Genomic DNA, 13,036 nt, shown 5'->3' with positions numbered 1-13,036 from the left:
ACGGGCCGGGGCCGCCGAACGAGGTGCTGCGCGGCGTGCCCCGGGCGGGCCTCACAGAATCGCGCGGCGGCGGCCCTTCGCACGGCGAGGATAGGGGAAGAGGCGGGGGCGGCGTTTCGCGGCCGCGTCCTCCACCCAGCCGAAGAGCAGCAGCGCCAGCACGATGAGCGGGACCGCCACCAGCAGCGGGAACCACTGGCTGGTGAGCAGCCAGCGCAGGTGGGCGTATGCGAACTGGCTGTTCCACAGCTGGTCGATGATCGGCTCGGTCATCACCAGCGCCACGCAATGCCACAGGTACACCGTCACCGCGCGCGAGTTGAGCAAGGTGATCACGCCGTTGAAGCGTTCCAGCGGTTTGGGCCAGCGCTCCCACGACGGGCTCAGGTGCAGCAGCAGCATGACGCAGCCGAACGACCAGACCGCCTGCGCCAGCGGCACCGCCTCCAGGTCCGGGCCGACCCGCGGGTCGTCGACCGGTGCCCGCTGGAGCAGCCAGAAACCGGCCACCAGCACCAGCGGCGCGATCGACGGAACGACGTACTGCGGGATCCTCCGCAGCAGCCCCTCCTGGTGCGCCATGCCGAGCAGCCAGCACGCGCCGAAGGTGGTGAAGTCCGTCGCGGTCTCCATGATCCGGCCGGACTGGTCCACCAGGCCGGAGTTGAGGAACGCGGAACCGGCGAGCGGCACCAGCAGCGTCACCCATGGCAGCCGCCGTATCGCCTTGAGCATCAGCGGCGACAGGAGCACGTACCAGAGGTACGCCCGCAGGTACCACAGCGGGACGACGACCTGCTCGGCCCAGCTGTGGGGCAGGTGACCACCGAAGCCGTGCACGGTCTGGGCGAACGGCGGGGTGCTCAACGGCAGCACCCAGAAGGCGAGTTTGCCCCACCACCAGTGCGGGTGGCCCTCGGAGTGCGGCCCCCAGCCGTCGTAGATCATCGCGGTCAGCACGACCGCGCCGAACATCCACATCGGTGGCAGCAGACGGCGCGTGCGGCTGCGGATGACGCTCCACGCCGGGCGCTTGAGCGAGCGGGCCATCAGTGAGCCGGCCAGCGCGAACATCACGCCCATGGACGGGAAGAGCAGCGGTAGCCAGGTCCAGCCGAAGTTGTGGTAGATCACGACCCGGATGAGCGCGAGGGCACGCAGCAGGTCGAGGTAGCGGTCGCGTCCTCCACGGCGCGGCGCGGCGGGCGCTTCGGCCGAACCCGCGGCCTCCACGACCTCGGCCTCGGTGCCCGGGCCGTGGTGGAGATCCGTGCCGCTTGGCTCGCTCCCGTCGGGTTCGACCCTGAGCGGGTCGGTCCGGTGGATGAACGCCTCGGGCACGGTGATGGTGCGCAGCTGCATGGTCTCGGCGTCGTCCATCACGATCGCGCCGCGTTCGGCCGTGCTCATGTAGGCGCGGTCGCCGCCGGCACGGGCATGGCCGCCGTGACCGCTATGCCCGCCGTGCCCGCTGTGGCCGCCGTGGCCGCCGTGCCCCGCCGCACCGTGCCCGTGCCCCCGGTGGCCGGCCGCGTCCCGGTATCCGCCCTGGTCGCTACCGCCGTACCCGCTCCGGCCCGTGGCGTCCGCGTACCCACCCTGGCCGCCGGCGTCCCCGTATCCGCCCCGGTCCTGACGGTCCGTGTACCCCTGACGGTCCGCGTGCCCGTACCTGCCACCGTCCGCGTCCCCGTACCCACCGCGGTCCGTCCCCGGGTACCCGCCGCGGCCGGCGCCCCCTTCGTACCCGCCCTGCTCCGGCACACCCGGCGCGCCGTCCCGTTCCTTGGTGCTCATGTCCGCACCGCCTCCCCCGTCGTGACATCGAGACCGACCTCGCCGGTGCGGCGCAGCTTCTGCCAGCGCAGCCGGCCGCCGGTCAGGGCGGTGATCCAGGACTGCAGCAGGACCATGTACATCAGCACCCGGTAGACCACCTGCTGCACCGGCAGCGTGATCAGGTACCAGGCCTTCTCGCGGTCGAGCCGGAAGGACCACCAGGCGCAGAAGGCCTGGAGGAGCAGCACCGCGAACCAGGCGCTCAGGCTCTTGTACGGGTCGACGAAGAAGCAGCCGTAGACCATGGAGATGTCGATGGCCGGCGCGAGCAGCGGCGTGACGACCATGAAGAGCGCCACGAACGGCAGCCCGACGCGTCCGAAGCGGCCGCCGGGGCCGCGTTCCAGGACGGCGTGGCGGTGCTTCCACATCGCCTGCATCGTGCCGTAGCTCCAGCGGTAGCGCTGGGACCACAGCTGGCTCATGCTGCCGGGCGCCTCGGTCCAGGCGCGGGCGTTCTCGGCGTAGACGATCTTCCAGCCGGCCCGGTGCAGCGCCATCGTGACGTCGGTGTCCTCCGCGAGCGTGTCGTCGCTCATGCCGCCGACCTGCACCAGCGCCTCGCGGCGGAAGGCGCCGACCGCGCCGGGGATCGTCGGCATGCAGTCCAGGACGTCGTACATCCGGCGGTCGAGGTTGAAGCCCATCACGTACTCGATGTGCTGCCAGGCGCCGATGAGGGTGTCGCGGTTGCCGACCTTGGCGTTGCCGGCGACCGCGCCGATCCGCGGGTCGCCGAAGGGCTGGACGAGTTCGCGGACGGTCGCCGGTTCGAAGACGGTGTCGCCGTCCATCATCACGATCAGGTCGTGCGAGGCCGCGGCCACACCGGTGTTGAGAGCGGCCGGCTTGCCGCTGTTGGGCTGCCGGATCAGCCGGACCATCGGCAGATCCAGCTCCTCCACGAGCGCCGCGGTGTCGTCGGACGAGCCGTCGTCGACGACGACCACCTCGATCGGATGATCGCTCGCGGCGAGCGAGAGCAGGGTGTTGGTGATGCACTCCTGCTCGTTGTACGCGGGCACGATGACGCTGATCGGTTCGGTGACCGGTGGCCCGTGGCGGAAGCCGGGTTTCCTGGTGCGGCGCACGTGCAGCAGGGACAGGACCAGCATCAGCGCGAACCGGGTGAAGACCAGTACGCCGACCACGGCGAGCAGCGCCACCAGCCAGGGCATCAGCCACACGGAGAAGGCGGTGGCCCAGACGAAGAGGCGTCCCGCCCACAGTGTGGAGCCGTGCACCCGCGCGTTGGCCGAGCCCGCGCCCAGCGCCTCGCCGACGGTCTTGAAGGTGTAGCCCTGCGCCCGGAGCTTGTCGATGATCAGCGGCAGCGCGGCGAGCGTCTGCGAGCGGTTGCCGCCCGCGTCGTGCATGAGGATCATCTCGCCCTGGCCGGGCAGCTTGGGCATGGCGGCCTGCACGATGGCGCCGACGCCCGGGCGCTTCCAGTCGTCGGTGTCCTTGTCGATGAAGGCCACCAGGTAGCCGTCCTTGCCGACCGCCTCGGTCACCGGCCAGGACCAGTCGTCGAGCGCGTCGGCCGTCGAGGAGTACGGCGGCCGGAAGAGGCTGCTGTGGATGCCGGCGACTCCCGCGAGCGCGAGCTGTGTCTCACCCAGCTCCCAGTTCAGCCGCATGTTGTTGTGCAGGGCCAGGTCGGGATGGGTGTAGGTGTGCAGGCCGATCTCGTGGCCCTCGGCGACGACCCGCCGGATCAGCGCCGGGTTGCGGGTGGTCATCGAACCGGTGACGAAGAAGTCCGCCTTGACGTGCTTCTTCGCGAGCACGTCAAGGATCTTCGGCGTCCAGTCGGTGGAGGGGCCGTCGTCGAAGGTCAGCACGACGGTCTTGTCCGGGACGGTGTAGCTGGCCGGGTGGTCCTGCTTGTCGCCGCGGGCGTCCACGACCGGGCCGCCTTCCAGCACGCTCTTGGGCACCGTGGTCTTGTCGACGGAGACGGCGACCTTCTCGTCGTGGAAGACCTCGTTGTTGGCCATGCCGCGCAGCACCAGCAGCGCCAGCAGAGTGACCAGCACGGTGACCGGCAGGAAGAAGCGCAGGGGCGGCGCCGCGAGTCTGCGCGGGCGCAGCACCGACTGGCGGGGTCGTTGATGGCGCGACATGTTCTACGAGTCCTTGTACTGCTGCGGGGCGGTCGGGCGCGGCCGGGCCGGAGGGCAGGCCGGACGTCGGCGGGGGCCGGCTTCGCTCGGGGTGGGGGACTCGTGCGTCGGTGCCGGGAGGTGCGGGTCGGGAGGTGCGGGCCGGGCGTGTGGGCTCTGGTGCCGACGCCCTGACGGTTACGGCGGGGTCGTGGTGTCCTCGGAGCCGCCTCCCGTGGGGGAGCCGGCGGTGAGCGGGGCGCCCTTGACTCGGTCGGCCCTGCCGGGCGGCGCGGGCTGGGGTGCGTCGACGTACTGGCCGGGCGGCAGCGTGTCGGCGGTGTCCGGCACGCTGAACGAGGGGGCGTCCGACTGGGTGCCGAGCAGGCCGGAAACCATCGTCAGAGTGACGCCGACGAAGGCCACGCCGACACCCCATCCCAGACCGCGCAGCCGCCGGCCGCGACGGCCCGACTGATCGACGAACACGGGGGAGGGCTCGACGACTTCCGACAGGGTGCTGGTCACCGAGTTCCTCGGGCTTTCGTTTCGTGCCGCCACTGCTGCGAGAGTCGAAAAATAGCGTTCGTAACTGTCACATGTCCGACCCCTTGGCCTACTTATCCCGATTTAGCCGACGCTCGTGATCAAAATGAGATGAAAATATGGTCAGCAGGCAGTCGAAGCATAGGATCCTGCTCGCGGACCCCCGTCGTCCGTCCGGCGGCCCTTCTCGCCGACCCCGTCACCGCCTGCCCGATCGGACCTCCATGGCCAGAAATCATCGCCTCGGTCGCCCGGCTGCCGCCGTCCTCACCCTGGTGGTGCTCCTGCTGAGCGCAGCGTGCGGAGGCGGCGGCTCCGACGGCGACGGCGGATCCGCGAAGGCGGCCGGCAGCCCCAAGTCCACCGGGCCGTACGACGTCTCGGCACTGCGGGGCGAGCTGGGATCCCTGGGCGCCGGGGCCGGCACCTCGGGCTCGGCCGGCCGGCTGCTCGGCGTCGTGGACGACAAGTCGCCCTGGCAGTACGACATCGTGAAGACCTTCACCTCGCAGGCCGGCCGTGCGCCCGACATCCGCGAGTACTACGCCACCTGGGGCGACGACTTCGACGCCGAGGGCAACGCCTTCCTGTGGCAGCACGGCCAGTTGCCGATGCTCTCACTGGTGCCGTCCGACACCGCACTCGCCGACATCGCCGGCGGCTACGACGACGCGTACGTGCACAGCCTCGCCCGGCAGATCGCCTCCTACCACGGCCCGTTGGTGCTCTCCTTCGCCGGTGAGATGAACGGCCCGTGGAACTCCTGGGGCCCCGGCCACGCCAAGGCCGCCGACTTCACCACTGCCTGGAAGCACGTCCACGACGTCTTCCGTGAGCAGAAGGTCGGCAACGTCATCTGGGTGTGGAGCCCGCACGTCGTCGACAGCGGCACGACGGCCAAGCTCGCGCCCTACTACCCCGGTGACGCCTACGTCGACTGGGTCGGGCTGATCGGCTACTACGGCCCGATCGACGGCACCGCCTTCTCCAGCCTCTTCGCGCCGACGATGCGGCAGATCGCCACCTTCACCCACAAGCCGGTGCTCATCACCGAGACCGGCGTGGCCGAGAGCCCCCGCAAGGAGGCGCAGGTGCGCGACCTGTTCCAGGGCGCGGCCGCGGCCGAAGTGATCGGCCTGGTCTGGTACGACCAGCGCAAGGACTGGCCGGGCAGCTCACAACTGATGGACTGGCGGATCGACACCTCCGTCGGCTCCCGGGCCGCCTTCCGCGCCGAGTCGACGCGCCATCACTTCGGCCATCCCTTCACGAGCGGCTGACCGCACGCGGACGCGGCACTGAAGTGAACAGGGAAGTGAACGGGCCACCGGGAGCAGGGAAAGGGACGTACGAGGGATGACGACGCAGATGGCGCCGGAGCAGGACGGCGTGGTGCGGCCCGAGGGCAGGGCCGCGGCCCGCGCGGCGGACCGGGCCGCGGCGCGGTCGGGCCGGCGGCGCACCCGGCGGATCCTGCTGGCCCTGGTGGTGCTCGCCGCGGTCGGCGGCGGCTCGGCCGTCGCGCTGCACCACGAGGCGTCCGGTCCCACGGCGTCCCGGCACCTGACCACCGCCTGGCAGCGGCCCGCACCGGCCGCGGACGACGCCCTGGTCGGCAGCTGGGTCACCGGCAAGCTGCTGATCCGCGCCAGCACCGAAGGCGGCCTGAGCGCGTACGGGCTGGCCGACGGCACCCCGGCGTGGAGCGCGAAGCTGCCGCCGAAGGCCGCACAGGGCGGCACACGCCCCTGCGCGATGTCGCCCACCCTCACCGCGGGCGGCCTGGGCACCGTCGCGTTCGGCAAGGACGGCAGCACCTGCACCACGCTGGCCGGCATCGACACCAGGACCGGCACGGTGCTGTGGACCCTGCCGCTGACCGACACCAAGCACCCCGTCGCCGCTGCCGCCGACACGTACGTGCAGGGCGGCGTCGCCACCATCGTCAGCGAGAACTTCCTCGGCGGCCTCGACATCCGCACCGGCCGCCGGGTCTGGGGCTTCAGCCCCCGGGGGTTCTACTGCAACGCCTTCGTGTGGGGCGGCACCGGCGTGGTGCTCGTGGACGACTACTGCGCCGACCGCAAGACGCCGTTCACCTTCACCGCCTACGACGGGCAGACCGGCAAGCAGCTCTGGAGCCGTCAGCAGGACGCGCACACCGACGTCGCGCACGTCTTCAGCGTGGCGCCCCTGATCGCCGGCGAGCACACCGCCGGCGAGGACAGCGTCCGTGTCATCGCGCCGAGCGGCAGCAGCCGCAAACTCGCCGTGGGCGACACCGAACTCTCCCCGGGCAACGGCACCGACGCCGACCACAGCGCACGCATCGTGGACAACGTCCTGATCACCCCCGCCACGACGGCCAAGGGCACCGAGATCGACGCCTTCGACGTCACCACCGGCGCGAAGCTGTGGCACATCCCGGCCATCGCGCTGGCGACTCCGCTGAAGGCCGACGACCCGGTGTACGCGCTCGCCGGCACCACCGCGGCGCCCCAACTGGTCCGCCTCGACCCGCGCACCGGCAGGATCACCCCCGTCGCCGCCCTCCCCACGGAGAGCTCCCGGCAGCACTTCACCGCGGGCAGCCTCTATGTGACGCCCGACGGCGGAGTCCTCGAACTGGCCGCGCAGGCCACCTCCGGCGGGGTCACGTACGCGCGCTGAACCGCGGGTCGCGGGGGCCGGGACACTCAGCCGTCGTCGTCGGTCTTGCCGTCGGTCACGTCATCGGCGTCGTCATCGGCGTCGGCGGGTCGGTCGCGTCGCGTTTCCTCCCGTTCCTCGATCACCTCGGTGTACGAGGCGAGCACCTCGTCCATCGCCCTGTCCTCGACCTCGTTGTCGTCCAGCGGCGACCAGGCGGTCCCGGGCTCACGCGGCGTATCCGTCATGCCCGGCGTCTTGCCCGCGCGAGCGGGTTGATGCCAAGCGGCTACTTGCGCTGCCCGGGATCGGCGAAGCGCGGGAGAGTGCCGCCCTACCAGTGGCGTAATCGGATGACTATTTAGGGCTTATGAGAAAGAGGTTCATTTTCTCTGTAAAGCAGCGTCTCTGCGGTTTTTGGCCGTGTCTGTGCCGCACGATCCCTTCACCGGGCCACGACGGTCCGGGACGGGAGGGGCGTCAGCCCCCTAGGCGTACAGAGAGGCCTGAGATGAGCAAGGGACTGAAGAGGGTCGCGGCCCGAGGCGTCGTGGCCGTGGCCCTGACCGCGGGCGCGGTGGTCGGCGCGGTCGGCAGCGCGTCGGCCGCCACCCCGATGTATCACCACCACGCGCCGCAGCCCAAGGCCGCGCACTGCAAGACGGTCCCGGGCCACTGGGAGCGGGTGTGGCACCAGGGCTCCCGGGACGAGGGCAAGCGGGACCAGGACAGGCGGGACCAGGACATGCGGGACCAGGGCAAGCGGGACCTGGGCAAACGGGACCAGATGTCGCGCGACCGGGACCAGCGCGCGCACGCCGGCTACTGGACGTACGTCTGGCAGCCCGCCCACCACGAGTGCCGCCGCTGACCCTGACGGCGTGCGTCACGTTCCCCCGGTGAGCCATCGGTAGTGCGCATCCGGCCCCCGGGACACCTGGTGTCCCGGGGGCCGTGGGCTGCGCCGACGAAGTCGCCTGGCCGGCGCAACGGGTCTTCTGTACCGCGAGGACCTGCCGGACCGCATCGAATTCGCCCGCGAAATCAGGATGGGGGCTGCGGCGCGTAAGTGTGCGTCTGCTTGGGGTCGGGGCCGTACATGTTCGGGCGCCTCTCGCCCTCGATGCAGCCGAAGGCCAGCATGACGATTCCACCGATCACCGGGATGAAGCCGAGGAGGGCCAGCCACCCTGACTTGCCCATGTCGTGCATGCGTCGCACCATCACGGACAGGCTCGGCACGATGACGGCGACCACATAGAGCAGATACGGGACCATGGTCTGCATCGCGGTCCCGAGGGCCAACAGCACGACCAGCACGAGGCCGGTGAACAGGAAGTACATCCAGTACTCCTTGCGGCGGGCGCGCCCATGGAAGACCGCGTACTTCTTGAACGCGCCCAGGTACCAGCGCACGGTGTGTCCCCCCAAGGACCGGATTGCTCGGTCGAACGATGAGCCCACGCGCCGCGTGTCGGGCAGGTCAGGCCCGCAGACGGTAGGGCTGCCGACGCCGGGGAGTCAAGGAGATCAGACCCTCTCTGCCTCCGGGGGCGCACGTCAGACAGTGGCGCCAACCCCGAGTTGAGTAGCCGTACTCAGGTGTCCGGCTGACCTGGGCTTCATCATGGCGCCCATGACGAGGAGCAGGGCGTTGACGCTGGCCGGTGCCGTACCGGTCATGGGGGCCGCCACCGCGGTGGTGACGTGGTGGGGCGTGGGCGACTTGAGCGTGCGGGGGTACGGGACGGACCTGGACCACGCCGAGCGGCCGCCCGACTGGCCGGGGGCGGCGCAGACGGCCGCCGCGGTGGCGGCGCTGGTGCTGCTCGCCGCCGGTGCGGCGGTGCTCGGCGTGGACTTCCGGCAGCGCTGGTTCCTGCCGCAATGGCGCGTCGTCGTAGGGCTGTTGATGGCCGCCGGTGCCCTGACCGGGTGGAGCGGGCGGGTTGTCACCGCCGGGGTCGTCGGCGCCGACATCGTAGCCGGCCTGGCAGTGATGTTCGTTCTGCCGATCGTGCTGGGGCTGAGCCTGGGAGCGTTCGTCCAGGCGATTCTCCTGTGCCGGCGGGAGCGGAAGCGCGCGCGGATCGCCGGCATCCCTCCGACGGCCGGACAGCGGGTGCTGCCGGCCCGCGCTCACCAGTCGGCGGAAGTCTCGTCCAAGGTGTCGGGGTCGGTGACCCAGCCGGCGTTGATGACGAGGCGTGACGTGCGGTGCAGGGCGAGGAAACCGAAGGGGCGGTCGAAGCGGACGCCGATCTCGCGGGCGCGGTAGGGATAGCGCGGGATACCACCGGCCACTGCGGAGAAGGCGGTGACCGCCGCGGAGCGGAAACCGCGGGCACCGAAGGTCGCCGTCATCGCCTGCGCGGCCTGCTGGACGGCCAGGGGCTCGGCACTGACGCCGGGGAAGTGGCCCCGCGAGGCGTCCCCCGCCGTGCGCAGACCGAACAGATCGGGGTGGTCCAGCAGATTGTGGTGGGCGTGGACGGTGAAGGCCACGGTGGCCACGTCGAGGGTCGGCTCACCGTCGAGGCTGGGCACGCCGGCGACGGACACGCCGGGTCCCGGGGTGCCGTACGGGAGCCGGCTGCCGGGGACCACGGCGCGGCGTTCACGCAGTGTGTCAACGGCGGCCGCCAGTACCTGGCCCGCGGTGGCGTCAGGCGTCCCGAGGTACAGGTGGACGTCGATGCCGTGGGCGCCGAGGACCTGAAGTTCGGTGAGGGGGCCGGCCGCCGTGTCCGCCACGCCGACCCGGTCCAGGATGCGGGTGCTCCGGAAGAGGCCGGCCAGCTCCTTCCCGCACCAGGGCCCCGACTCGGCCTCCATCCCGACCGGGGTGAAGGGCCGGATCCAGTCCGTACGGAGGGTCAGGGCGCTCGCCAGGACCAGCAGCGTCTCGCCGTCCACCGAGACCGGCATCGAGTCCAGCTGCCCGTCCGTGCAGGTGGCCGCCCAGGCGTCGAGAAGCGCCTGGTCGCCGGCCGCGTCGCCGCTGAGCCGCCCGTGCACGTCGGCGGGCAGGCGGTCCAGCCAGGCCGGTTCGATGGGCAGGGTGCCGCCGGTCCACAGGCCCAGGGCCGCGTTCAGACCGCGCATCGCGCCGAGGGTGGAGAGCAGTTCTCGTGCTGCCGTGGCGGCGCCGTCCGCGGGGACGCCGAGCGCGGCCGCCAGCTCGTGCCGGGCGGGCCCTGCGGCACCGTCGGCGAGGAGCCCGAGCAACGGCCACACCCCGACGCCGGCGAGAACCGTGCCCTCGCCGGTCAGGGTTGCGGCCCACCGCGCGGTCATCGCGTTGACGGCCTCGACCGTGCCGTGACTGGCCATGCCTGCCCTCTCCTTGCCGCCGGACCCTGGCGAGACTAGAGGCGGACCCGTCGGGTGGCGAGCGAATTGCATGCCCGCGGCCGGGAGGAAGCCCGCCGGCCGTCGGCCGTACCCGGGGACGTGGACGTGGGCGCGTGGCGCGGTCATCGTGACGGTCATGGAACGGACTCGGATACTCGAGGAATTGGCCGGGCGCGGCACGGACACCAACGCGGCGCGGTGCGCGGAGATCGCGGCGGACCTCGGCCTGCTCAGGTCCGACGTGCTCGCCGTCGCCGGACATCCGGTACCGCCCGAACTGCTGCCCCCCGTGCGTGACGCCCGCGTCATGCGGGAGTTCGCCTACCGGGCCGGCCACTGCGACCACGCGCGGATGGCGGCGCTGACCGACTTCATCCGCTCGTTGCCGGCTCCGCCGCCGGATCCGTCACCACGCCCGGAGCCCGACCGGAAGGTTCAGGCGCACCCGGACGCGGGTCCGTTCGCGGCCGTGCTCGACGCGCTGATCCGCCATCGCGGCTTCGGGGTGCCGGAACTGCCCTTCATGGGACTGTCCCTCAGCACGATCCGCGGAAGCATGCTGAGGTTCGATCGCCGTGACCAGCACCGTTGGTATCGACTCGCGAACGTCGCAGGCCCGTTGGGCTGGCGTTTCGAGGACGTGATCGCCGTCGCGGGCGAGCCCCCTTCCGAGCGCCCGCGCTTCACCATGCACTGCCACCATCTCGGCCAGGTCTACGTGGCGGCGATACCGCTGACGACCGAGCAGCTCGTCACCGCCGCCCAGGAGGCCGACCGGCTGAGCCGGCGGCCCGACCAAGGCGCCTGGCGCCCGGTCGGCCAGGGGTTCGCCCGGGAGTGTCCCGACCTGGCCGTGGAGCCGGACGGAAGCGTGAGGAGCTGAAGGGGCGGCATCGGGGGCGGCCGGGCATCGCCCGGCGCCGCGGTGAGGGGCAGGCCGCGCATCGACTAGCGGGTCGAACGGGTGACATCGCGGCTGTGCTCGACGCCGGGACGCCGGTCGCGGGTCAGCATGGTGACTGCATGCCGTCATGTCACCATTCCTGGCGAACAGGAGAAAACGCTTGATGCGACAGGGTCCGCTGGCCGGCCGCTATCCCGTGGTGGCAGCCATGGTGGTGTTCGCCCTGGTGCCGTACCTCGCCCTCTCTTCGGCGCTGGGGCCCCTCACGCCGCACATCGCCAAAGAGCTGGGGCTGAGCCTGGCGGCGATGAACGTGACCACGGGCATGGCCAACGCCGGTTACGCGGTGGGGACGGTCGTGGCGGTGCAGTTCGCCCAGCGCCTGCCGCAGCGGCGGATGCTGCTCGTCTACGCCACCCTGCTCGTGATCGGCTCGGTGCTCACCGCGGCGGCCGTCGACCCCTCGATGTTCATCGTCGGGCACGTCCTGCAGGGCCTGTGCACCAGTCTGCTGCTGATCGCCGCCGTGCCGCCGCTGATCATCGACTATCCGACGTCCAGGCTGCGCGAGACCGCGGTGATCTTGAACGTGTGCATCTTCGGCGCGGTCGCGCTCGGCCCGGTGGTCGGCGGCATCCAGGCCAACGCGCACGGCTGGCGGCCGCTGTTCTGGATCATCGCCGGCATCGCCGTCGCGGCGCTGGTGCTGTCCGTCCTGACGTTCCGTGACACGCCGCCGGTCAATCCCGAGGCGCCGATCGACTTCATCGCACTCGGGCTGGCCACCCTCGGCTGCGTGTCCGCGTTCTTCGGCGCCTCCCGGCTGCTCACCCATCGCTTCCTCGACCCGACGGCGTGCGCGCCGCTGCTCGGCGGACTGCTGCTGATCATCATCCTCTTCGTCCACGAGTACACGGCGAAGAATCCGCTGCTGTGCGTCAGGAGCCTGGTCAGCACGCTGCCGGTCGCCGGCATCGTCGCAGCGATCTGTGCGGCCGCGGCGTCGGTGTCGGCGATCTCGCTGACCCTGACCTCGCTCTCGACGCGCTACTCGCCCCTGCACCTCGGGCTGCTCTACCTTCCCGAGTTCGGCGGCGCGGTGATCACCGCGGCGGCCTTCGGCGTCATCTTCCGCACCCACCTGCTGCACGCCTACGTCCTGGTCGGCATGGGCTTCCTGACCGTCGGCATCGTGCTCATGAACGCCGCCGAGCCGCCCACCGCCGTGCTCACCGCCGTGGGGTCGGGTCTGGTCGGCATCGGCGTCGGGGCCTCGGTCGTCCCGGCGCTGTTCATCGCCGGCTTCTCGCTGCGCTCCAACAACGTGCAGCGCGTCTTCGCGATCATCGAACTCGTCCGGGCGGTGGCGGCGTTCCTGATCGCCCCCGTCCTGCTGTACATCGCCTCCACCGTCGGGAGCAACATCGACGACGGCACCAGGACGGCGCTGTGGATCTGCTTCGGGATCTCCGTCGCGGGCGCGGTGATCGGCGTCGGCCTGTACATCGCGGGCGGCGTGCGCCACGCGCCGACGCCGGCGGTGGAGGAATGGATGAGCGGCGCGCAGCCGGGCTGGAACTCCCCGCCGCTCTTCGCCCGCTTCAAGGAGGGCATCAACCCGGACGACTACTGCCCCTAG

11 protein-coding genes are annotated in these 13,036 nt (G+C 71.3%); 5 read left to right on the top strand and 6 right to left on the bottom strand.

The window, feature by feature from the left end; genetic code table 11:
* Window positions 1–51: 51 nt before the first annotated feature.
* From K7862_RS00775 to K7862_RS00765, 3 genes are all read right to left on the bottom strand, one after another.
* Window positions 52–1,797: an acyltransferase family protein gene (locus K7862_RS00775; protein ID WP_262412453.1), complete on the bottom strand. Its 1,746-nt coding sequence runs from the start codon at window positions 1,795–1,797 to the stop codon at window positions 52–54.
* Window positions 1,794–3,965, bottom strand: a complete 2,172-nt coding sequence (locus K7862_RS00770) for a bifunctional polysaccharide deacetylase/glycosyltransferase family 2 protein (protein ID WP_222959451.1) — start codon at window positions 3,963–3,965, stop codon at window positions 1,794–1,796. Before K7862_RS00770 ends, K7862_RS00775 begins: the two co-directional genes overlap by 4 nt.
* A 177-nt stretch (window positions 3,966–4,142) precedes the next feature.
* Window positions 4,143–4,472 carry a hypothetical protein gene (locus K7862_RS00765; RefSeq protein WP_222959450.1) on the bottom strand — a complete coding sequence of 110 codons (330 nt, stop codon included), beginning with the start codon at window positions 4,470–4,472 and terminating at the stop codon, window positions 4,143–4,145.
* A 242-nt stretch (window positions 4,473–4,714) separates the two neighbouring features.
* Here K7862_RS00765 and K7862_RS00760 point away from each other — a divergent pair, with 242 nt between their 5' ends.
* Window positions 4,715–5,770 carry a glycoside hydrolase family 26 protein gene (locus K7862_RS00760; RefSeq protein ID WP_222959449.1) on the top strand — a complete coding sequence of 352 codons (1,056 nt, stop codon included), beginning with the start codon at window positions 4,715–4,717 and terminating at the stop codon, window positions 5,768–5,770.
* Between the two features lie 76 nt (window positions 5,771–5,846).
* Entirely contained in the window at window positions 5,847–7,160 is a 1,314-nt protein-coding gene (locus tag K7862_RS00755) for an outer membrane protein assembly factor BamB family protein (protein ID WP_222959448.1), read from the top strand.
* Between the two features lie 26 nt (window positions 7,161–7,186).
* On the opposite strand, the gene K7862_RS00750 is transcribed toward K7862_RS00755, so the two are convergent.
* Window positions 7,187–7,387: a hypothetical protein gene (locus tag K7862_RS00750; RefSeq protein ID WP_222959447.1), complete on the bottom strand. Its 201-nt coding sequence runs from the start codon at window positions 7,385–7,387 to the stop codon at window positions 7,187–7,189.
* A gap of 263 nt (window positions 7,388–7,650) precedes the next feature.
* On the opposite strand from K7862_RS00750, the gene K7862_RS00745 reads away from it, so the two are divergent.
* Entirely contained in the window at window positions 7,651–8,010 is a 360-nt protein-coding gene (locus K7862_RS00745) for a hypothetical protein (protein ID WP_222959446.1), read from the top strand.
* Window positions 8,011–8,183: 173 nt separating this feature from the next.
* On the opposite strand, the gene K7862_RS00740 is transcribed toward K7862_RS00745, so the two are convergent.
* Both K7862_RS00740 and K7862_RS00735 read right to left on the bottom strand, forming a co-directional pair.
* Window positions 8,184–8,570, bottom strand: coding sequence for a DUF805 domain-containing protein (locus K7862_RS00740; RefSeq protein ID WP_262412452.1), 387 nt, complete (start codon window positions 8,568–8,570; stop codon window positions 8,184–8,186).
* A gap of 708 nt (window positions 8,571–9,278) precedes the next feature.
* Window positions 9,279–10,472 (bottom strand): serpin family protein, encoded by a 1,194-nt coding sequence (locus K7862_RS00735; RefSeq protein ID WP_222959445.1) that lies wholly within the window; start codon window positions 10,470–10,472, stop codon window positions 9,279–9,281.
* A 157-nt stretch (window positions 10,473–10,629) separates the two neighbouring features.
* On the opposite strand from K7862_RS00735, the gene K7862_RS00730 reads away from it, so the two are divergent.
* Window positions 10,630–11,376, top strand: a complete 747-nt coding sequence (locus tag K7862_RS00730; protein ID WP_222959444.1) for a hypothetical protein — start codon at window positions 10,630–10,632, stop codon at window positions 11,374–11,376.
* Window positions 11,377–11,560: 184 nt separating this feature from the next.
* The gene (locus K7862_RS00725; RefSeq protein ID WP_222959443.1) at window positions 11,561–13,036 is read left to right on the top strand and encodes an MFS transporter; all 1,476 of its coding nucleotides are present in this window, start codon (window positions 11,561–11,563) and stop codon (window positions 13,034–13,036) included.

Source organism: Actinacidiphila acidipaludis, assembly GCF_019890725.1.
GTDB lineage: Bacteria > Actinomycetota > Actinomycetes > Streptomycetales > Streptomycetaceae > Actinacidiphila > Actinacidiphila acidipaludis.
Note: the sequence above shows the minus strand (reverse complement) of the source record. Positions and strands in the feature narration are given on the sequence as shown.